This window comes from Modicisalibacter sp. (genome assembly GCF_055145905.1).
Genome location: NZ_JBSREH010000010.1, coordinates 46877 through 67199, shown reverse-complemented (window position 1 = coordinate 67199; position 20323 = coordinate 46877). Strand labels below are relative to the sequence as shown.

General features: G+C 62.0%; 14 protein-coding genes. 5 read left to right on the top strand and 9 right to left on the bottom strand.

Annotated elements, in window-relative coordinates:
* Positions 1-131: 131 nt before the first annotated feature.
* The 5 genes from aceE (at position 132) to aroQ (ending at position 9507) form a co-directional block, all read left to right on the top strand.
* Positions 132-2816, top strand: coding sequence for a pyruvate dehydrogenase (acetyl-transferring), homodimeric type (aceE, locus tag ACTCB7_RS04605; protein WP_463005718.1), 2685 nt, complete (start codon positions 132-134; stop codon positions 2814-2816).
* Positions 2817-2908: 92 nt separating this feature from the next.
* Positions 2909-4930 carry a dihydrolipoyllysine-residue acetyltransferase gene (gene aceF / locus ACTCB7_RS04600; protein WP_463005717.1) on the top strand — a complete coding sequence of 674 codons (2022 nt, stop codon included), beginning with the start codon at positions 2909-2911 and terminating at the stop codon, positions 4928-4930.
* A gap of 144 nt (positions 4931-5074) precedes the next feature.
* A complete protein-coding gene (gene glnE, locus ACTCB7_RS04595) occupies positions 5075-8107 on the top strand; it encodes a bifunctional [glutamate--ammonia ligase]-adenylyl-L-tyrosine phosphorylase/[glutamate--ammonia-ligase] adenylyltransferase (RefSeq protein WP_463005716.1) in 3033 nt (1010 codons plus the stop codon).
* A 143-nt stretch (positions 8108-8250) separates the two neighbouring features.
* Positions 8251-8964, top strand: a complete 714-nt coding sequence (locus tag ACTCB7_RS04590) for a hypothetical protein (protein ID WP_463005715.1) — start codon at positions 8251-8253, stop codon at positions 8962-8964.
* A 111-nt stretch (positions 8965-9075) separates the two neighbouring features.
* Positions 9076-9507 (top strand): type II 3-dehydroquinate dehydratase, encoded by a 432-nt coding sequence (gene aroQ, locus ACTCB7_RS04585; protein WP_463005714.1) that lies wholly within the window; start codon positions 9076-9078, stop codon positions 9505-9507.
* Positions 9508-9687: 180 nt separating this feature from the next.
* Here aroQ and nadC read toward each other — a convergent pair whose 3' ends face one another.
* The 9 genes from nadC to ACTCB7_RS04540 form a co-directional block, all read right to left on the bottom strand.
* A complete protein-coding gene (gene nadC / locus ACTCB7_RS04580; RefSeq protein WP_463005713.1) occupies positions 9688-10536 on the bottom strand; it encodes a carboxylating nicotinate-nucleotide diphosphorylase in 849 nt (282 codons plus the stop codon).
* A 152-nt stretch (positions 10537-10688) separates the two neighbouring features.
* A complete protein-coding gene (locus ACTCB7_RS04575; protein WP_463005712.1) occupies positions 10689-12602 on the bottom strand; it encodes a TRAP transporter permease in 1914 nt (637 codons plus the stop codon).
* 41 nt (positions 12603-12643) lie between these two features.
* The gene (locus tag ACTCB7_RS04570) at positions 12644-13639 is read right to left on the bottom strand and encodes a TAXI family TRAP transporter solute-binding subunit (protein ID WP_463005711.1); all 996 of its coding nucleotides are present in this window, start codon (positions 13637-13639) and stop codon (positions 12644-12646) included.
* Positions 13640-13693: 54 nt separating this feature from the next.
* Positions 13694-14686, bottom strand: a complete 993-nt coding sequence (locus ACTCB7_RS04565) for an ABC transporter substrate-binding protein (RefSeq protein ID WP_463005710.1) — start codon at positions 14684-14686, stop codon at positions 13694-13696.
* Positions 14687-14725: 39 nt separating this feature from the next.
* Positions 14726-16039 (bottom strand): Rieske 2Fe-2S domain-containing protein, encoded by a 1314-nt coding sequence (locus ACTCB7_RS04560; protein WP_463005709.1) that lies wholly within the window; start codon positions 16037-16039, stop codon positions 14726-14728.
* A 541-nt stretch (positions 16040-16580) separates the two neighbouring features.
* Positions 16581-17327, bottom strand: coding sequence for a class II aldolase/adducin family protein (locus ACTCB7_RS04555; RefSeq protein ID WP_463005708.1), 747 nt, complete (start codon positions 17325-17327; stop codon positions 16581-16583).
* Positions 17328-17367: 40 nt separating this feature from the next.
* The gene (locus tag ACTCB7_RS04550; protein ID WP_463005707.1) at positions 17368-17853 is read right to left on the bottom strand and encodes a MarR family winged helix-turn-helix transcriptional regulator; all 486 of its coding nucleotides are present in this window, start codon (positions 17851-17853) and stop codon (positions 17368-17370) included.
* A 43-nt stretch (positions 17854-17896) separates the two neighbouring features.
* On the bottom strand, positions 17897-19102 hold the full coding sequence (locus ACTCB7_RS04545; protein ID WP_463005706.1) for a Gfo/Idh/MocA family oxidoreductase: 1206 nt from the start codon (positions 19100-19102) through the stop codon (positions 17897-17899).
* Positions 19103-19128: 26 nt separating this feature from the next.
* Positions 19129-20079, bottom strand: coding sequence for a PDR/VanB family oxidoreductase (locus ACTCB7_RS04540; protein ID WP_463005705.1), 951 nt, complete (start codon positions 20077-20079; stop codon positions 19129-19131).
* Positions 20080-20323 lie beyond the last annotated feature (244 nt).

Below are 20323 nucleotides of genomic sequence, written 5' to 3'. Positions count from 1 at the left end.
CATTACACCGCGAAGGACACGGAGACACGACCCGCAGAAGGTCGGCCCGCACTGAAGAGCGCTACATGCCCCGATGCTGTGATCCAGCGGAAGGGCAGACCGACACCCTATCTTCATTCGGAGAGACGTCTATGAGTCTGGAGGCAAGAGAAGATATCGATCCGACCGAAACCCTGGAATGGCTGGAATCCCTGGAATCGGTCCTGGATCGAGAGGGCGAAGAGCGCGCCCAGTACCTGATGAGCCGGCTGGCCGATCGGTTCCGTCGCGACGGTCGTCAGGTGCCCTTCTCGGTGACGACGCCCCATCGCAACACGATCCCCGTGCACCGCGAGGCACGCATGCCGGGCGATCTGTTCATGGAGCGCAAGATCCGTTCGCTGGTCCGCTGGAACATGGCCGCTCAGGTCATCCGGGCCAACAAGAAGCACAAGGGACTGGGTGGCCACCTGGCCAGCTACATGTCCAGTGCCACGCTCTATGAAGTCGGTTTCAACCACTTCTTCCGAGCTCCGCAGGGCGACTTCAAGGGCGACCTGATCTACATCCAGGGCCATGTGTCCCCGGGCATCTACGCGCGTTCCTTCCTGGAAGGCCGGCTGACCGAGGAGCAGATGGACAACTTCCGTCAGGAAGTCGACGGCAACGGCCTGTCCTCCTATCCGCACCCGTGGCTGATGCCGGACTACTGGCAGTTCCCCACCGTGTCGATGGGCCTGGGTCCGATCACCGCGATCTACCAGGCCCACGTCATGAAGTACCTCGATTCGCGCGGCCTGCAGCCGATGCAGGATCGCAAGGTCTGGGCCTTCCTCGGCGACGGCGAGTGCGACGAGCCGGAATCACTGGGCGCGCTGCACCTGGCCAGCCGCGAGAAGCTCGACAACCTGATCTTCGTGGTCAACTGCAACCTGCAGCGCCTCGACGGCCCGGTGCGCGGCAACTCACGGATCATGGACGAGCTGGAAGGCGTGTTCCGCGGCGCCGGCTGGAACGTCATCAAGGTGGTCTGGGGCCGCTTCTGGGATCCGCTGTTCGAGCAGGACTCCAAGGGCGTGCTGCAGAAGCTGATGGACGAGACCGTCGACGGCGAATACCAGAACTGCAAGGCCAACGGCGGCGGCTACACCCGCGAACACTTCTTCGGCAAGTACCCCGAAACCGCCAAGATGGTCGAGAACATGTCCGACGAGGACATCTGGAAGCTCAACCGTGGCGGTCACGACCCCTACAAGGTCTATGCGGCCTACCAGGAGGCGGTCAGCAACGCCAACAGCAAGCCGACCGTGATCCTGGCGCATACCGTCAAGGGCTACGGCATGGGCGGCGGCAGCGGCGAAGCCGACATGGAAGCGCACCAGATCAAGTCGATGGATACCGAGGCGCTCAAGAAGTTCCGCGACCGCTTCGCCATCCCGGTTTCCGACGAGCAGCTCGACAGCGGCGTCATGCCGTACTACAAGCCCGCGGAAGACAGCCCGGAAATCAAGTACCTGCACATGCGTCGCGAGCAGCTCGGCGGCTATCTGCCGGCGCGCAAGCACGACTTCGAGAGCATCGAAATCCCGGGGCTGGACGACAAGACCTTCGCCGCCCAGATCAAGGGCTCCGGGGATCGCGAGGTCTCCACCACCATGTCGTTCGTGCGCATCCTCAACGGCCTGGTCAAGAACAAGGCCTTCGGCAAGCAGGTGGTGCCGATCATCCCCGACGAGGCGCGGACCTTCGGCATGGAGGGCATGTTCCGCCAGCTCGGCATCTATACCTCCGAGGGTCAGAAGTACGAGCCCATGGATTCCGGCCAGATCATGTACTACCGCGAGGACAAGGCCGGTCAGATCCTCGAGGAAGGCATCACCGAGGCGGGCGCCATGTCGGCGTGGATCGCCGCGGCGACCTCCTACTCCAACCACCACATGCCGCTGCTGCCGTTCTACATCTACTACTCGATGTTCGGCTTCCAGCGCATCGGTGACCTGGCGTGGCTGGCCGGCGACATGCAGGCCCGCGGCTTCCTGGTCGGCGGCACCGCCGGGCGCACGCCGCTCAACGGGGAAGGTCTGCAGCACCAGGACGGTCACAGCCACATCCAGGCCTCGACCATTCCCAACTGCCGCAGCTACGACCCGACCTACTCCTACGAGCTGGCGGTGATCGTTCAGGACGGTCTGAAGCGGATGTACCAGGACAAGGAAAACTGCTTCTACTACCTGACCGTGATGAACGAGAACTACGAGCATCCGGAAATGCCCGAAGGTGTCGAGAATGACATCATCAAGGGCATGTACCTGCTGCGCGAGGTCTCGGGCAAGAAGGACAAGGCCCATGTCCAGCTGATGGGCTCCGGCACCATCCTGCGCGAGGTCGAGGCGGCCGCCGAGATCCTCAAGGAGGAGTATGGTATCGGCTCCGACATCTGGAGCGTGCCGAGCTTCAACGAACTGCGTCGCGAGGCGCTGGAGATCGACCGCCAGGCCTTCCTCAAGCCCGAAGAGGAGCCGGCCAAGCCACACGTCACGGCGTGCCTGGAAGGCCGCAAGGGGCCGGTCATCGCCTCGACCGACTACATGAAGCTCTATGCTGACCAGGTCCGTGCCTGGGTGCCGACCGACTATCACGTGCTCGGTACCGACGGCTTCGGCCGTTCGGACACCCGCGAGAAGCTGCGCCACTTCTTCGAGGTCGACCGCCACTTCGTCACCGTGGTCGCCCTCAAGTCGCTGGCCGATCGCGGCGAGCTCGACCGCAAGGTCGTGGCCGATGCCATCAAGAAGTACGGCATCGATCCGAACAAGCCCAGCCCGCTGGTCTCCTGAGACCGTTCAGGCGGCTGATCTGACGCCGGACGGGCTACGCTGAAGGACACGTGGCCCGTCCGCGCCGAGCACGATTTGGAAGGAGCGCGACCTTGAGTAGCGAAATCATCAAAGTTCCCGATATCGGCGGCAGCGAAGACGTCGAGATCATCGAGGTGGCCGTGTCCGAGGGCGACGTCATCGCCCCCGAGGACACCATGATCACGCTGGAGTCCGACAAGGCCAGCATGGACGTCCCCGCGCCCAAGGGCGGCAAGGTCGTCAAGGTGCTGGTCAAGGAAGGCGATACCGTCTCCGAGGGTGACGACATTCTCGAGCTGGAAGCCGAGGGCGGTGGCAGCGACGAGTCCGCCGAGGACGCGGCGCCGGCCGAGGAAGCCCCCAAGGCCGAGGACAAGCCGGCCGAGAAGGGCGACAAGAAGGACAGCGGTCAGGCGGCGAAGCAATCCACCGGCGGCAAGCGCACGGTGGAGGTCAAGGTCCCCGACATCGGCGGCAGCGAGAACGTCGAGATCATCGAGGTGGCCGTGGCCGAGGGCGACAGCGTCAATGCCGAGGACGCGCTGATCACCCTGGAGTCCGACAAGGCCTCCATGGATGTACCCAGCCCGCATACCGGCAAGCTGGTGTCGCTGGCGGTCAAGGAAGGCGACACCGTCTCCGAGGGTGACCTGATCGGTACCATGGAGATCGAGGGCGAGGGCGGCGACGAGGCCGAGCCCGAGCAGGCCGCCGGCGGTGAAGCCGTCAGCGAGACCGCCGAGCCCGATGAGCCGCAGAGCGGTGAGGTCGAGGAGAGCGAGGGTGAATCCCAGCGCAAGGAGATTCGCGTCCCCGACATCGGCGGCAGCGAGAACGTCGAGATCATCGAGGTCGCGGTATCGGCCGGCGACGCGATCGACGAGGAAGACCCGCTGATCACCCTGGAGTCCGACAAGGCTTCCATGGATGTGCCCAGCCCCTACAAGGGCACGCTGGTCGAGGTCAGCGTCAAGGTGGGCGATACCGTCTCCGAGGGCGATCTGATCGGCTATGTGGAAGTGGCCGGCGCCAAGCCCAAGCCGAAGAAGGCCGAGGCCCCGAAAAGCGACAGCAAGCCGGCGGCCCAGTCCGAGAAGCCGGCGGCGGCACCGGCCGGTTCGCCGAGCCCCGAGGCCCAGGTGGCCAACGAGCCGCCGCGCGACGGCAAGCTGGTTCACGCCGGGCCGGCGGTGCGCATGCTGGCGCGCGAGCTGGGGGTCGACCTGGCGCAGGTCAAGCCCTCTGGGCCCAAGGAGCGTGTGCTCAAGGAGGACGTGCACACCTATGTCAAGCAGGTGATGAGCCAGAAGTCAGCGGGTGGTGCGCCCGCGACCGCCGCCCCGGCGGCCGGGGGCTCGGGCATTCCGCCGATCCCCGATCAGGACTTCAGCCAGTTCGGCGAGGTCGAAGAGAAGCCGATGGGCCGCCTGATGAAGATGGGCGCCACCAACCTGCATCGCAGCTGGGTCAACCTGCCGCACGTCACCCAGTTCGACGAGGCCGACATCACCGAGCTCGAGGCCTTCCGCAAGTCGATGAAGGCCGAGGCCGAGGCACAGGGCGCCAAGCTCACGCCGCTGCCGTTTTTGATCAAGGCGGCCGCCTTCGCGCTGCGCAAGTTCCCGCAGTTCAATGTCAGCCTGAAGAGCGACGGCGAGACGGTGGTGTGGAAGAAGTACGTCCACATCGGCATCGCCGTCGACACCCCGGACGGCCTGATGGTCCCGGTGATCCGCGACGCCGACAAGAAGTCGCTGGTCGACCTGGCCAAGGAGTCCGTGGAGCTGGCCAAGAAGGCGCAGTCGAAGAAGCTCAAGCGCGAGGAGATGACCGGCGGCTGCTTCACCATCTCGAGCCTCGGCTCGATCGGTGGCACGGCGTTCACGCCGATCGTCAACGCGCCGGAAGTGGCCATACTCGGCATCTCCAAGTCGCAGATGAAGCCGGTATGGGACGGCCAGGCCTTCCAGCCGCGGCTGATGATGCCGCTGTCGCTGTCCTACGACCACCGGGCGGTCAACGGGGCCGACGCGGCGCGCTTCACCGCGTTCCTCGGCCAGGTGCTCACGGATATCCGTCGCCTGCTGCTGTAACGCCCGCTGGCCTTTCACGGCCAGCGCCAACGACGGCGGCCCGAGCGATCGGGCCGCCGTTTTTTTGTCCGTGTGCGGCGGTTCAGTGTCGCCGGGCGCTTGGTTATGCTGGGGGTATCTTCACCGACCGCACGGAGCCCTGCCATGGCGCTGCCCGACGCCTTTCTGCCCCTGATGGACCTTCCCTCGTCGCTGCAGGAGCGCCTGCAGCAGATCGAGACGCGCTGCCGGGACGCTCTCGTGCAGGCCGACGAGCGAGCCGGCCGGGAGGAGATGGACCCGCCCGGCGAGGCGTGGGCGGCGCTGCCCGAGTCGCGCCGCGCCCAGCTGGCGCGGGTGCTGGCCGTGTCCGACTTTGCTGCCGACGTGCTGGCGCGGCATCCGGGCTGGCTGGCGCAGCTGGACGCCGACGCCGAGCTCGATGCCGCGCCCGAGCGAGCGACACTCGACGGCTGGCTGGCGGATGCGCTGGACGGGGTCGGCAGCGAGGAGCAGCTGCATGCCGCGCTGCGCCGGTTCCGCAACGCCCGCCTGCTGGGCATCGTCTGGCGGGATCTGGCGCGCCCCGAGGGCCACACCATGTGGGATACCGCGGCGAGCGTCTCGCGGCTGGCCGAGTGCTGCCTGGAGGGGGCGCTCGGTTGGCTGGAGCAGCACCTGGCGCCGCGCTGGGGACTGCCCGAGCCCTGTGCCGACGGCACTCCGCAGCGGCTGGTGGTGCTGGGCATGGGCAAGTTGGGGGCCGGTGAGCTCAATCTGTCCTCCGACATCGACCTGATCTTCGCCTTTCCCGAGAAGGGCACCACCCAGGGCGGCAAGCGCGAATACGACCACCAGGAGTACTTCACGCGGCTGGGCCAGAAGCTCATCGCCGCGCTCGATGCGCCCACCGCCGACGGTTTCGCCTTCCGCGTCGACATGCGCCTGCGCCCGCTGGGCGACGGCGGTCCGCTGGTGGGCAGCTTCGCCATGCTGGCCAGCTATTACCAGGATCAGGGTCGCGAGTGGGAGCGCTACGCCATGCTCAAGGCGCGCCCGGTGGCCGGCGATCTCGACGCCGGGCGGGCGCTGCTGGAAAGCCTGCGGCCGTTCATCTATCGCAAGTACCTGGACTTCGGGGCCATCGAGTCGCTGCGTGAGATGAAGGCGCTGATCAACCGCGAGGTGCGACGCCGCGGCATGGACGAGAACATCAAGCTCGGCCCCGGCGGCATCCGCGAGGTGGAGTTCGTGGTCCAGGCCTTCCAGCTGATCCGCGGCGGGCGCGACACCGAACTGCAGGTCACCTCGCTGCGCCAGGCGCTGGCGCACCTGCCTGAGCTGGAGCTGCTGCCCCAGGCGGTGGTCGACGAGCTCGAGCCGGATTATGTCTTCCTGCGCGACCTGGAGCACGTCCTGCAGGCGCTCGACGACCGCCAGACCCAGACCCTGCCCTCGGCGGCCATCGATCGGGAACGGGTGGCGCTGGGGATGAGCCACGACGGCTGGTGCTTCGAGGACTGGCCGGCGCTGGTGGCGCATCTCGGCGAGGCCCGGGAGCGGATCCGTCGCCACTTCGATGCGGTGATCGCCGAGCCCGAGGCCGACGAGGAGGACGCCACGGCGGAGGCCGAGGAGGGCAGGGAGGCGGTGTCGCGACGCGTGCCGCTCGGTGAATGGCGTGCCCTGTGGCGTGGCGAGCTGGACGACGAGGAAGCCCGGGAGCAGCTCGCCGAGGCTGGCTTCGACGACGTGGCGGGCGCCCTGCGGCGGATCACGGCGCTGCGCCAGTCCCGGTCCGTGCAGGGCATGCAGCGGATCGGCTTCGAGCGCCTCGACGCCCTGATGCCGCTGCTGCTCGATGCCGCGGCCGACAGCGAGGCGCCGACGGTCGCCCTGGAGCGGGTGCTGCCGCTGATCGAGGCGGTGCTGCGGCGTACCGCCTACCTGGCCCTGCTGCGCGAGAACCCCGACGCCCTGGAGCACCTGATGCACCTGTGCGGCGCCAGCCCATGGATCGCCGAGCAGCTGGCCCGCCACCCGGTACTGCTCGATGAGCTGCTCACCCCGGCGACGCTCTACTCGCCGGCCGACAAGGCGCGGCTGGCCGACGAGCTGCGTCAGGCCCTGACGCGGATTCCCGAGGACGACGAGGAGGCCCGGCTCGAGGCGCTGCGCATCTTCAAGCACGCCCAGGTGCTGCATGTGGCGGCGTCCGACATCGCCGGCGCGCGCACGCTGATGAAGGTCAGCGACTACCTGACCTTCATCGCCGAGGTGGTGCTGGAGCGCGTGCTGGGCATGGCCTGGCGCCACCTGGTCCGCAAGCACGGCTGCCCGCAGCGCCACGACGGCTCGCGGGCCGCGGCCGACACGCCGGCCTTCCTGGTCGTCGGCTACGGCAAGCTGGGCGGCATCGAGCTGGGCTACGGCTCGGATCTCGACCTGGTGTTCCTGCACGACGGCGCCCTGCAGGGCAGCACCGACGGCCCGCGGCCGATCGACAACAGCGTCTTCTACACCCGGCTGGGGCAGCGCATCATCCACCTGCTGACCGCCGTCACGCCGGCCGGCGCCCTCTACGAGGTCGACATGCGCCTGCGGCCCTCGGGCAACGCCGGGCTGCTGGTCACCAGTCTCGACGCCTTCGCCGAATACCAGCGCCACGAGGCCTGGACCTGGGAGCACCAGGCGCTGGTCCGCGCGCGGGTGGTGGCCGGCAACGCCGCGCTCGGCGAGCGCTTCGCGGCGGTTCGTGGCGAGGTGCTGGGGCGGGAGCGCGACCCCGAGAGGCTGCGCGACGAGGTGGTCGCCATGCGCCACAAGATGCGCGAGCACCTGGGCAGCCGCGCCGACGAGCGCGAGGCGGGGCGCGTCGATCTCAAGCAGGATGCCGGCGGCATGGTCGACATCGAGTTTCTCTGCCAGTACGCCGTGCTGGCCTTGAGCCATTCCGAACCGGCGCTGCTCGAGTGGAGCGACAACATGCGCCTGATCGAGACGCTCCAAGCGACGCGCCACCTGAGCGGCGACCAGGCCCGCCAGCTGCACGATGCCTACCTGGCCTACCGGGACACCAGCCACCGGCGGGCGCTGGCCAAGGCGAGCGGCGCCGTCGAGGAGGCGCCCTTCCACGCCCATCGGGAAGCGGTGAAGGCGCTGTGGCGGGCCTGGCTGGAGCCCGGCGGCGATGACTGACGGGCGATCGGCTCTCGAGGCGTATTGGCTATGCTTATGCTTGATGCAGGCTAGCGTCGTCGCGGGCAGAAGCCGTTGGCCTTGCGACGTGTCACGAACGCGCGGGAGGCGCGTTTTTCAGGTTACCGGCAAAGGGAGAGGCCATGTTCGAGTGGATCGCGCAACACAAGGCCGTGCTGACCGTCTTCACCAACCTGGGCACGCTGTGCATCTGGCTGGTCTACGCGCAGCTGCTCTACTGGGGGTTCCGTCGCCAGCGTCGCCCGCGGCTGATCATCAACCGCGGCAAGCAGAAGGACATCAATGCACTGTGCATCATCAGCAACATGAGCGCCGAGTCGATCTTCATCGAGTACATCATCGCCGAGCTGGAGACGAATCAGGGGACCGTCGTGATGGATGTCACCGACTTCGAGATGCAGTACAGCGAAGGCGAGTCGGTCGAGAAGGACGGCGAACGGCCCTCCGCGCACGACCGGCCGCTGGCGGAGAACACGCGCCAGGGCCCGCTGGGTTCGGGCGACTTCCTGCACATCGGGACCTTCGACGGCCTGATTCGCCGCATGGCTCGTGACGAAGGGATCGAGATGGACGGGCACAGGCCCTGCGGTGACCTCGAGTTCAGGAGCCTGACGATCCGGCTGATCGGCATCTACGGGCCGGAGGACATGCCGATCGGCGCCGTGCGCACCTTCCGGCTGCAGGACAACGACCGCTACTGCTCGCTGACCCCCACGTCCTGGGACACCCGGCGCCTGGCCTCGCGTCGCGAGCGTCGTCAGCTGCGCCGGGAGGTGCAGAAGCTCAACTCGACCAACTTCAGCGTGTCGTCGTCGTTTCAGCAGGCCGAGAAGTGAGCGAGGCCTGTCGCTGGCTTTCGATGCTTCTGCGAAGATAGCGGGGCCGGGCGCGCAGGCGGCTCTCGCCGGTGCCCGCCCTGATCCCAACGCTTCGCTGGAGACAACCCCATGAGTACCCACAAGGTCCTGGTGCTGCACGGCCCCAATCTCAATCTGCTGGGCACCCGTCAGCCCGAGATCTACGGTCACGAGACGCTGGACGACATCAACAACCGGCTCTATGAAAAGGCCGCGATCAACGGCTGGGATATCACCTGCCGGCAGAGCAATCACGAGGGCGAGCTGATCGACGCCATCCAGGCTGCAAGGACCGACGGCACCGACCTGATCGTCATCAACCCGGCCGCCTACACCCACACCTCGGTGGCGATTCTCGACGCCCTCAACGCCTACGAGGGCCGGGTCATCGAGGTGCACCTCTCCAACATCCACAAGCGCGAGGCATTCCGCCACCACTCCTACGTCTCGCGGCGTGCCGATGGCGTGATCGCCGGGCTGGGCAGCCGCGGCTATCTGCTGGCGCTGGACACTCTGTCCTGACCTCCCGGTGCTCTCGCCAAAAAACCGCCATGGCATTGCGCCATGACGGTTTTTACGTCAGTCCGGGGGGCGCCGGGGATGCTCGGGTAAAGCAGTGTCGGCCACCCTGAAGCAAGGGGCATGTTGTTTGAAGATGATGCCCCGTATTTTCTTGAAAAGTCTTCTCCAGGCAGGAAATAACTAGAGCGAGAGGCGCATCGAAAGGTCTGCTGCCTTTATGTCCTTGGTAAGTGTCCCCAGAGAAATATAATCCACTCCTGTTCGAGCGATGTCGCTCAAGGTTTTTTCATTAACTCCCCCCGATGCTTCCAGTATGGCGCGACCATTGTTGAGGTTGACGGCCGTGTAGAGGTCATCAAGAGTAAAGTTGTCCAGCATGATGATGTCAGCGTCAGAGTCCAAGGCTTGCTTTAATTCATAAAGATCTTCGACTTCTATCTCCACAGGTACTTTTATTCCTGTCAGTCGTGCCGCATGTATCGCCTTGGCGATGCCCCCGCAGGCTGTAATATGGTTCTCCTTTATGAGGAATGCATCATAAAGTCCTGTCCTATGAGAGTGACACCCTCCACAGGTGACCGCGTATTTTTGAGCTAGCCTCAGGCCTGGCAGGGTCTTGCGTGTATCGAGAAGCTTGGCGCCTGTATCCCTGACCATTGACGCATACCCATGACTGCGTGTGGCGATTCCCGTCAGTAACTGCAGGAAATTTAACGCACTACGCTCTCCGCTTAGAATAGAGCGTGCGGGACCGTATATATTACAAAGCACGGTGTCTTCATCGATCCAGTCTCCCTCTGCAACCAGCCATTCTATTTTTACGCTTTGGTCAATCTGCCGGAAGACTTCATTTACCCATTGCTGGCCGCACAATATAGCGCTTTCTCTTATCATCAGATTGGCTTCAGAATAAACGTCATCAGCGATCAGTTGGCCAGTAATATCACCACTGCCGATATCTTCCAGAAGTGCTGCGGCGATGTTGTCGTGGACTGCCTGGTCAAGAGCTGTCTTGTCAATGTGATACATCAGTGTAAGGTCTCTTCTATAAACCGTCGATTAATAACGATGTGGAGGAAAGGTTGGGTTTCTGCCTGGTTCAATACAGGTCACTGGGTAAGAAAAAGGCACCCTGTACAGGGTGCCGCGGAGACTGTCGATGTCATATCAGAGCCTTGGTTTTACGCAGGTATTTTGTGGTTGCTGTGTCTGAGGTGTGGCGTAGAAATGAAGCAAACACCAAAAATTGCGATGGCAAGAATAACGGTCCACCAGGTGGGGATAATAAACATTAGGCCTGCCACCCCGAAGCCGACCCTCGGGAATGCTGTCAGATTCTTTCGCCAGTAGCCTTCGATCGCAATGCTCAGGATCAGCACCCCAATGACTGCCGTCAGACAGGAGATGGCGATGTCAAGCCAGTTCCCGACCAGCAGAAGTCCTTCGCCATATACAAACGCGAAGGGAACGATAAAGGCTGTTATGGCCAATTTGACTGCGCCAATTGCGATTTCCGTGGGCTTGGCATCGGCTATCGCAGAAGCCGCAAAGGCGGCGACGGCTACCGGAGGCGTCATTGCTGAAAGAACAGCGAAGTACAGAATGAACATGTTGGTCTGCAAAACGCTGAATCCTAGCGACAGTAACGTCGGGCTAACCAGGACCGTGGCAAGAATGAAGGCAGACGGCGTTGGCATGCCCATGCCGAGAATGATGGCCAGGATGGCTGAAATTACCAAGGCAAGGAACGCGCTGTTGCCGGCCAGAAGGAAGACCAGATCGGAAAACTTGCTGCCCAGCCCGGTCATCGATATGCCGCCGATAACCAGCCCGGCAGCCGCACAGGCGGCCACCACCGACACCATGCGTAGCGTGGTAACCGCGAGTGCATTCCAGACCGCCCTGGGTCCCATGCGGGTTGATTTTCGAAAGGCGGCAACAACCAGGACCATGAAGGTTGAAATGGCGGCCACATAAGTGGGCGAATATCCCATGACCAGTGCGGTCGACAGGGCCACGAGCGGGACAATGAAGAGCCCACCGTTTTTTAGGGTGCTTCTGAACGCCGGAGTTTCATCCTTGGGAAGCCCGCTTAGGCCCAGTTTTTTCGATCGGATATGTACCTGGCTGTAGACACAAAGGTAGTACAGCAGGGCAGGGATAATCCCCGCGATGGCAATATCCCGATAATCGATGCCAGTGTACTCTGCCATGATGAAGGCCGCTGACCCCATGACGGGAGGCAGCAAGCTCCCCCCCGTCGAGGCGGCAACCTCGACACTACCCGAGAGGGCCTTGTTGTATCCCAGGCGCTGCATGATGGGGATGGTAACAGAGCCGGTCGTGACCACATCCGAGGTCGGACTACCGGACATGGTGCCATAGAGCCCTGAGGAGATTACTGCAATCTTGGCGGGCCCCCCCGTTCTATGGCCTGCGATGGAGGAAGACAAGTTATAGAAGAATTCGGCACCGCCCGCTTTAGAAAGGAAGGTGCCAAACATGACGAAGAGAAACGCATAAGTAGCAGCCACACGCAGGGGGACACCGAACAAGCCGTCCGATGTGAACATCATGATATCCATGAAGTGGTTGTAACCCACTTCTCTGAACCCAAGAGCCCCGGGCAGTCCGTGGCCGAACAGGTTGTAGACCAGAAAAAGGAGAACGACACTGGTCAATCCCATCCCGACCGTGCGGCGTGTCGCTTCTATGGTAAGAAAGAGCAGAATGCTGGAAGCAATCAAGTCCTCTTTCCCCAGCGGGAAAAGGAGGGTTATTCTTTCAGCAATACGATCGCTTTCTATGAAGAAATAGATGCCTACCGCAATGCTGGCCGCCACAAATAGCCAATCCAGAATGCTGGGGCGATCAGTGCGGCTATTGGGGCCTGCGCTAATGGTCAGGAACAGTACTGCAAGCATTGCGGACAGGAAAACGACAGTCATTGTATACAGGTCAACGTACACAATGGTTGTGGTGTAAATGACCGCTATGGCTATCAAGGCAGCACATCCATGTACTGCCATGCCCAGTTTACCCGTCAGTGGCCGCCTCGTTCCCGTGCCGGCCAGGAGTTGGAAAAACGGAATCATCGGAATCATCCTCAGCAGCGAAAGTATGCCGGGCTAATGAATTAACGAAGCCCCGCTTCCTTCAGGTAGCGAATGGCGCCTTCGTGATAGGGGACGCCTTCAGAGGAAGCCATGACCTCGGGTGTCAGCCCTTTCATCGCGGGATGAACGGTGGCAATCTTCTTGTAGTTTTCAAACAGGGCCTTGGTGATGTTGTATGCAGTCTTGTCGTCCATGTCGCTGCGTACTGCCAGAGCGGCGCTGATCGTCACGGTAGGAATAGCTTGGGGAGCCCACTTGTAGGCACCGCCGGGGATGATAAAGGGCTTGGTTCCTGATTTTTCATCCACCGCCTTGACCGTCTTCTCTGAAAGAGGCAACAGAGTCAGGTCAATACTGTTGCTTGCCTGGAGAATTGAGCTCTGGCGCACAAACAGGCTGTTCAGGAACATGTCGATGCGGCGATCCTGGATGAGACTGGACTGCTCTCCGGAAGCTGCATAAATGATTTTTCCACCCCAGCTCTTAATCTTGTTAGGTCCTGCGCCGATTTCATTCAGCATATCCATGGCAACGCTGGAGGCGATATTGCCTCGCTTGTTGATAGCGATCGTGATCGGTGGCTTGACCTTGGCAATGTCTGAAAATGTCTTGATTCCGTACTTTTCGGCAAAATCCTTCCGCATGACGGCTTGCATGGGAGCCCAATTATAAAGGTTGGCAATTACTCTGATGTCCTTTATCGGCTCCCGGAACGGTGCCGACCCATCTTGTGCCAACTTCAATACCGCATCCTCGATGATCGCGAGGCTGGCATCGTCACGCTCCAGGACGGCAACATTGGCAAGGCCACCGCCAGATGTTTGGTAGGTGATTGTCGAGCCAGGATACTCGGCCTTCATTGCTGAATCGATGCCGGCCCCCAAAAGTGACCATAATCCACCTGGTGAAGCACCGGCTACTGTCATGTCGTAAGTCTGTGCTGAGGCAGGGTTCAGGAGAAGGCTTGGAGCGATAATGGCTGCCGTGCAGAGTGCCTTCTTGATGAGCTTGTTCATTGTATTCACCATTTTGTCAGGTTTGATAATTTGTTGTTGTGAATGAGTTGTTCTTTATATTTTGAAGCTTTCCAGAGTGGATGGGTGGAAAAGGTCTTCCGGTGTTAGTTGCCGGCTTGAGAGGCCTTCAGAATAGTGCTGTTCCAAGAAGCGTTCGAGGGTTTTTCGGTTTTTCGAAAAGCCATATGACCAGAAGTCATCTCCCATCAGTTTTCTTGCAGAACGGAGCTGGTCCTCGACGAAGGGGAGCGTCACTTTTGTGGCAGCAGTGTCACTGAGCTTGGCTACGGCCAACGCCTTGGATTGCTCAAAAGCCTTGTAGACCGAGAATGGTAACCATGGATGGCGGTCGACCAAGGTCTTGCGAATACCCAATAGATGCATGATCGGAAAGATACCGGTACGGCGGTACCAATCCGATGCTGCCTGCTGCGGGTTGGCATAGAGATAGCCCACATGAGGATGTCCACGATCGAAACAAGACGGCGCGCGAGGCCCCATCACTGCGTCCAGTTCTCCCGAGGCCAGCATACCGGAAAGCGTTTCCCCCTCGGGGATGTTTTCTACATTTACCCCCTCCGGCAGATCGAGATTGATCTTTTCGACCCGCCCCGGTTGCTCATACCCGCCGCGCAGCCAGGTAACATCGCTGGGCTTCAGCCCATGATCTTCTTCGAGAAACAGTCGTGCCCAGACGTTGGCAGTGAGCTGGTACTCCGGTACCCCGATGCGCTTGCCGCGTAGGTCCGCGGGAGTTTCGATGCCGCGGTCGGTGCGGATATAGATCGAGGTGTGGCGAAAGGCGCGTGAGGGGAACACGGGGACCCCCACATAAGGACAATTGTCTGCCGCGGTCTTCACCGAAAAGCTGCTCAGTGAAAGCTCGGTGATGTCGAATTCGGCATGGCGAAAAGCACGGAAGAATATCTCTTCCGGGTCGTGAAGCATGAATACCGGATCCACGCCGTCAATCTGCACCTCCCCGTCGATCAGTGGGCGCATGCGATCATAGTTGCCTACCGCAATTGAGAGTTCTAGCTTGTTCATCGGCATTCCTGGTCGGTCGTCGTTTATCAGCTGGATACCTTACTGGGCTTGGGTATCTGTTTCTTCCGCATAGAGTTCGGCTTCCTCGGGAGCGGTTCCCAGCTCACGCCAGTCTGTTTCCTTGGGAACGACGCCCTGAAAGGATTTCAGCTTGTAATGTGGAATACGCGGCTCCTCAGTACCGATAACCGGTCCACCCTGCTGCATGGTCCTGGCCGCCTGGACCATCTGCCGGCGGAATTCGACGATGGCAAGGTCGCTGGCACCAAGGCGGTCGTGGGTACGGTCGGCGATGGGACCCATGGTTTCCCACATGGCGATATCCTGGTTGGGGATGCCGCGGATGCCGGTGAAGCTTGTGCCGAGCTGCATGATCCGACGATCCTGCCAGTAGTTGTTTTCGCGAGTGCGGAATTTGCGAAAACGCTCGTCCAGATCGATGCCAATCTGGGTGCCGAGGAACTTGCGCCAGGACTCGGTATCCGGTGTGGTTGCTTCGTCGCCCCAGGCGATGAAATGGAATGCGGTATGCGTATCGTCGATTGGAACGTGGAGGATCGCGATATCGTAAAGATTGTTCGGAGGAATCTGTACCGTGTAAGGAGCAATGAACAGGGTCGTGCGTATGTAGTCGTGCGTCTTGGCATCAGTGATCGGGCGACGGATGGCTGCGTAGCGGAATCCGAAGCGGGTCTTCTGTACCTGCAGACGCGGAGCCTTGTCCGTTGACGGACGCAACCAAAGCTTATCATTGGCTTCGGCGCCACCGATGCGAGCCGGTACCATATCGGTGGAATGCAGTGACGACGAGTGTGCCGAATCGATGGCTCCTTCCAGAATCTGGGCCCAGTTGCAGTCGACGATGACCTTGGATATGGACACCTTGGTTTCCGGCGTCGGCTGGAATACCGGTGCGGTGAATTCCGGCTTCTCCTCGGCGGGCCCCATGTAGACCCAGACGAAACCGGCTTCCTCATGAGTCGGGTATGCTTTGTGCTTGACCTTTTCGGTCATTTTTGAGGCCGATGGTTCGGACGACATCTCAAGTACGTTGCCATCGACGTCCATCTTCCAGCCGTGATAAAGGCAGCGGAGTCCACACTCCTCGTTGCGGCCCAGTGCCAATGATGCACGACGGTGGGGACACATCTCGTCCATGACACCAACGCGACCGTCAGTGTCGCGGAAGGCAACCAGGTCTTCCCCCAAGAGGCGTACCCGGACGGGATCGCCATCCGGCTCGGCGACTTCTTCGGAGAGGCAGGCAGGCAGCCAGTGGCCACGCATGATCTGCCCCATGGGGGCATCACCTTCGACACGGCAGAGGAGCTCGTTCTCTTCGTGAGTCAACATTGCACGAAATCTCCAGATAGGGTTTGCGACACGATCCCAGTCTTGTGCAGGGAAAATGCTTAGATATCTAACTTACATATCTAAGTTAGTCCAAGATCCCGCATCGTCAAATACGGCGAAAGTCGTAATTTATGCTGCATTCGCACTCTTTTGAGACCTTCTTTCAAGGCGAAATCTGCGGGGGGCGGCAACCCGTCTTCGTGTGCCTGTCGCCCCTGATGCGGTTATCTCCCGCGTCTATGGTAGGAAGCCTGTATCTGTCCGGTCTGGGCGATGTTCCCGGATCGTGAAGAGTTGAGTGCCGGGCGAGGAGCACAGCCTATGCACTGCGTCCCTGGCGCTCCGGAAGCTATCGGGAAGCTGAAGGAGGTACGCGTTCAATGGGGCCGTGGCGCCCCGCTCACCGGTCAGTAGAGCGGAGCGTCACTGCCGGGGGCAAGCCGGCTCGATCGAATCGAACACATGGATGAGGTCGATGAGTGCCGGAGTCATGGCAATGGCTCTGGTCCGGCGCCGCCCTCGTAATGGCGCAGGTGAGTGGCTAGCGGCGCGCCTCGGCGCGCTGCTTCCACAGCTGCCAGGGCCGCTCGACCTGCCCCTCGACCATCTCCATGGCCGTCTTGGCTTCGCCCGGGGTCAGGTATTCGACGGGACCGAGGCGCAGGGCGTCGGCCTGCAGGCGTGCATTGACCTCGACGTAGACTGCGCGATAGACGGCTTGCTTGAGCGTCGGCGCGGCAATGGTTGCGCCATGGCCTCGCATCAGCACGACATTGTTGCCGCCCAGCGAGTCCGCCAGGGCCTTGCCGAGCGGGGCGCTGCGGATCAGCAGGTCCGTGGCGTCACCGGCAACGTCGCGGATCTCGAAGATCGGAGCGCCTTCGCCGAGGAAGCCGCTCATGTGGCACATGGGTCTCAGCGGTGTCGACTTGACCGCACTGAACGGCACTACCGAGGGGGAATGACTGTGTACCACCGCCATGACGTCAGGCCGGGCACGGTAGATTTCGCCATGGATGAAGCGCTCGAGATAGACCTTGCGTCCAGCCGCGTCGACGGGTGTGCCGTCCAGTTCGAACTCGATGATGTCTTCCGCACGGACCAGGCCGGGGGCCATGTTGCGCGCGAGCAGGAAGCGATCGGGCCTGTCGGGATGACGGACGCTGACGTGGCCGAAGGCATCGAGTACCCCTTCATCGAAGAGGATGTGGTTGGCGTGTACCAGATCCTGCAGCAGGTCATCGCTATCCGACGCTGCAGCAGCGGCTTGGGGGGTATGGGTATTCATCGTGGGTCCTGATGGCTGGGGAGGGGGCCTGGCTGCAAGGTTATTCGTTGGCCTCCGCCAGGTTGCTGATGATGGCAAGCAGGGTGCGCCGTGTCGCGAGCAGGTCGTCCTCGTCGATGCCGCGCACGGCGCGCTCGTTGACCGCCTCGGCAAGGGGGATCAGCGTTTCCTTGAGATCGCGACCTTTCTGGGTCAGGTAGATGTGGATGTTCTTGCGATTGCCGTTGAGTTGGCGACGTTCGATCAACCCCTTGGCTTCCATGGCTTTCAGGGCGGTGTAGGTCGTGGGCTCCATGAGTCCCGCCTGTTCGCTGAGCTCCCGCTGGGTCAGCCCCTCGGTCACCCATAGAATGCGCAGAAACGACCAATGGCCGAAGCTGATGGAGTGCTCTGCCAGCTTGGCCTGAAGACTCTTGGTGAGTACGCGCCCGGCATCGCGTACCAAGTGGGCCAGGCGGTCGTCGGGGACGTCCTCCTGCCAGTGCCGAAGCACCGTTTTCGTTTCCTGGGTGTCGCTTCTTGCCATCGTGGTTTCCTTTTGACGCTCCGGTGGGTCTCCCAGCCAATGTTCACCTTAACGCAGGGGAGTGGGGTAGTCCCACTTGCTGGGACAACGTCACATCGCGTCCCGTGGCTGCGGACGTGAGCATGCCCAGGCAGACTTCCATGGTCGCCAGACCCCATTCTCCGGAATGGATTGGCGCTCGGTCGTGACGTACCGCGTCAATCAGTTCATCCAGCACCTCTCGACGGGGAATGGTTGGTGGTGCAAGCGGTTCCAGGTACTGGCGGCTGTCCGCATAGATCTGCACGCCTTCCGGGGTGGGGCGCAGGTCGGCGTGATCGCAAGAGACCAGGACGAAGCCGAAATGGTTGTGCGTGATGCCCTCGAGGCTGCTGGTGGCAAGCGACAGGCCGGCGCCATAGGTGCGGGTGTTCTTGAGAGCCGTCTCTTCCTCGGGGCTCTGCACCTGGGCGAGCCGGCGTCGGGCTTGACCGTATTGATCGGGGGCACGTGGCTGGCCGAGCTCGCCCGACCAGCCGCAAAACTCGTCGCTGTCGAAATGCGCGAAGCCGCTGTAAGTCAGGTTGGCGAAGGGGCCGTCCTCGAAGTTCAGCAGTGCGCCGTAGGCGCCTTCGGTGGGGCGGGTGGCGTCCCAGCTGCCGGTGCTGGCGCGAACACTGCTCGCGCGACCGCCGCCGAGCAGGCGCACGATATCGACCTGATGGGCGGCCTGGCTGAAGACCACGCCGCCTCCGCGCGCTGTATCCAGCTCCTCCGGGCGTCGCGGACGATAGAGAAAGTCGGTGAAGTTGAGCGCATGAATCATGCGTACTGCGCCGAACTTGCCGCTATCGATCAACTCGCGGGTACGTCGGTAAGGCCCATCGAAGCTGTGGCTGTGTCCGACCATCAGCCAGCGTCCGGCCTGGCGCATTGCCGCTATCATGGCCCGGCAGTCCTCGAGCGAGAGCGCCATGGGCTTCTCGACGAGGACGTGCTTGCCACATGCTGCCGCCAGTTCGACATGCTCACGGTGAAACTGGTGCGGGGTGGCGATGTAGACGGCCTCGACGTTGGGGTCGGCGCACAACTCGGCGACGTCGGCGTAAGTCACGGCGTCGAAGTCGCTCGTGAATTGCTGACGGGCCGCCTCTCGAGGATCGGCGGCCGCGACGAGGCGGATGCCAGGGTGTGCCGCCAGGGTCGGCAGCAACAGCATGAAGCCGCGACCGAGACCGGCGATCCCGAGTCGCAAGGGCGGTGGTGTCATGGGACTCTCCGGCGAAAACGGACGGCTCATTCTGGAAGGTCGATGATCAGTTCTTCCGAGACGGCACGCGAGACACAGACCATGATGTTGTCCTGATGTTCGGCCTCCGACAGCACCAGGTCGCGATGATCGGCCTCACCTTCCACCAGGCGCGTGCGACAGGAGCCACAGGTGCCACTTTCACAGGAGTAGGGAACGTGATGCCCATTGGTCCTCAAAGCTTCGAGGATCGACACGCCCGCCGGGACAGGCACGGCTTCGCCGGTCTGGGCCAAACGCACGGTAAAGGGCTTGTCATCTTCCTCGTTTGCTGGCTTGCGCGTGCCGAAGTCCTCGAAGCGCACGCTCGAGGATGACCAGTGCCCCGTCATGTCGCGTACCGCTTCCATCAGGCCACGCGGTCCACAGCAGTAGACGTGCGCTCCCTTGGGCTGCTCGAGGACAGGCCACAGGTCGAAGGCGTTGTCGGGGTCGCCCTGATCATGGTGAATGACCACCTTGCCACGATATTCAGGACCGCTGAGCTCCTCGAGAAAGGCCGTCTGGTCGGCGTCGCGTGTCAGATAATAGAGCTTGAACGGCTTGCCGCTCGTGGCTCTGAGGTGATGGATCATCGCCATGATCGGCGTGATGCCGATACCGCCGGCGATGAAGATGTAACGCGCTGGATTGCCCTTCAACTCGAAATCGTTGTGCGGCTCGGAGACCTGGAGCTTGTCCCCGACGCGGGTTTCGTCGGTCAGGCTCTTCGAACCACCGGTGCCGGTCTCTTCACGCTTGACCGCGATCACGTAGTGGTGGCGCTCCTCGGGATCGTTGCACAGGGAGTAGCGTCTTACCTGGCCGTTGGGTACCTCGATGTAGACATGGGCCCCGGGGGTGAATTCTGGCAGGTCATCACCCTCGGGATGCGCGAATTCAATTTGGTAGATGCCGTCGGCAATGGCATCCAGTGCCTTGACTTCAAGCGCGCTCATGGGGATTTCATCGGATGGGGAGGCCATGGGAAAGCACCATTTTTTGTCGTCAGTTTTAAAATACTTTTATATCTAAGTATTTTAGCAATACAGATGCAAGCCCGATAGCATTCGACTTTAGGGGTAGGAAACGAGTGGTTTGACGAGCCGTCAGGCGTCGGCTGGTCATCAGTACCAGTCGGACCCATTCGAGAATGGAGCGCTCAAGCTCTCGTTGCGCATACGACGGTGCTTGTATCGGCGA

Coding starts and splice junctions, on each gene's coding strand:
- aceE (WP_463005718.1), top strand. CDS start 132: ATGAGTCTGGAGGCAAGAGAAGATATCGATCCGACCGAAACCCTGGAA.
- glnE (WP_463005716.1), top strand. CDS start 5,075: ATGGCGCTGCCCGACGCCTTTCTGCCCCTGATGGACCTTCCCTCGTCG.
- ACTCB7_RS04590 (WP_463005715.1), top strand. CDS start 8,251: ATGTTCGAGTGGATCGCGCAACACAAGGCCGTGCTGACCGTCTTCACC.
- aroQ (WP_463005714.1), top strand. CDS start 9,076: ATGAGTACCCACAAGGTCCTGGTGCTGCACGGCCCCAATCTCAATCTG.
- nadC (WP_463005713.1), bottom strand. CDS start 10,536: ATGTATCACATTGACAAGACAGCTCTTGACCAGGCAGTCCACGACAAC.
- ACTCB7_RS04575 (WP_463005712.1), bottom strand. CDS start 12,602: ATGATTCCGTTTTTCCAACTCCTGGCCGGCACGGGAACGAGGCGGCCA.
- ACTCB7_RS04570 (WP_463005711.1), bottom strand. CDS start 13,639: ATGAACAAGCTCATCAAGAAGGCACTCTGCACGGCAGCCATTATCGCT.
- ACTCB7_RS04565 (WP_463005710.1), bottom strand. CDS start 14,686: ATGAACAAGCTAGAACTCTCAATTGCGGTAGGCAACTATGATCGCATG.
- ACTCB7_RS04560 (WP_463005709.1), bottom strand. CDS start 16,039: ATGTTGACTCACGAAGAGAACGAGCTCCTCTGCCGTGTCGAAGGTGAT.
- ACTCB7_RS04555 (WP_463005708.1), bottom strand. CDS start 17,327: ATGAATACCCATACCCCCCAAGCCGCTGCTGCAGCGTCGGATAGCGAT.
- ACTCB7_RS04550 (WP_463005707.1), bottom strand. CDS start 17,853: ATGGCAAGAAGCGACACCCAGGAAACGAAAACGGTGCTTCGGCACTGG.
- ACTCB7_RS04545 (WP_463005706.1), bottom strand. CDS start 19,102: ATGACACCACCGCCCTTGCGACTCGGGATCGCCGGTCTCGGTCGCGGC.
- ACTCB7_RS04540 (WP_463005705.1), bottom strand. CDS start 20,079: ATGAGCGCGCTTGAAGTCAAGGCACTGGATGCCATTGCCGACGGCATC.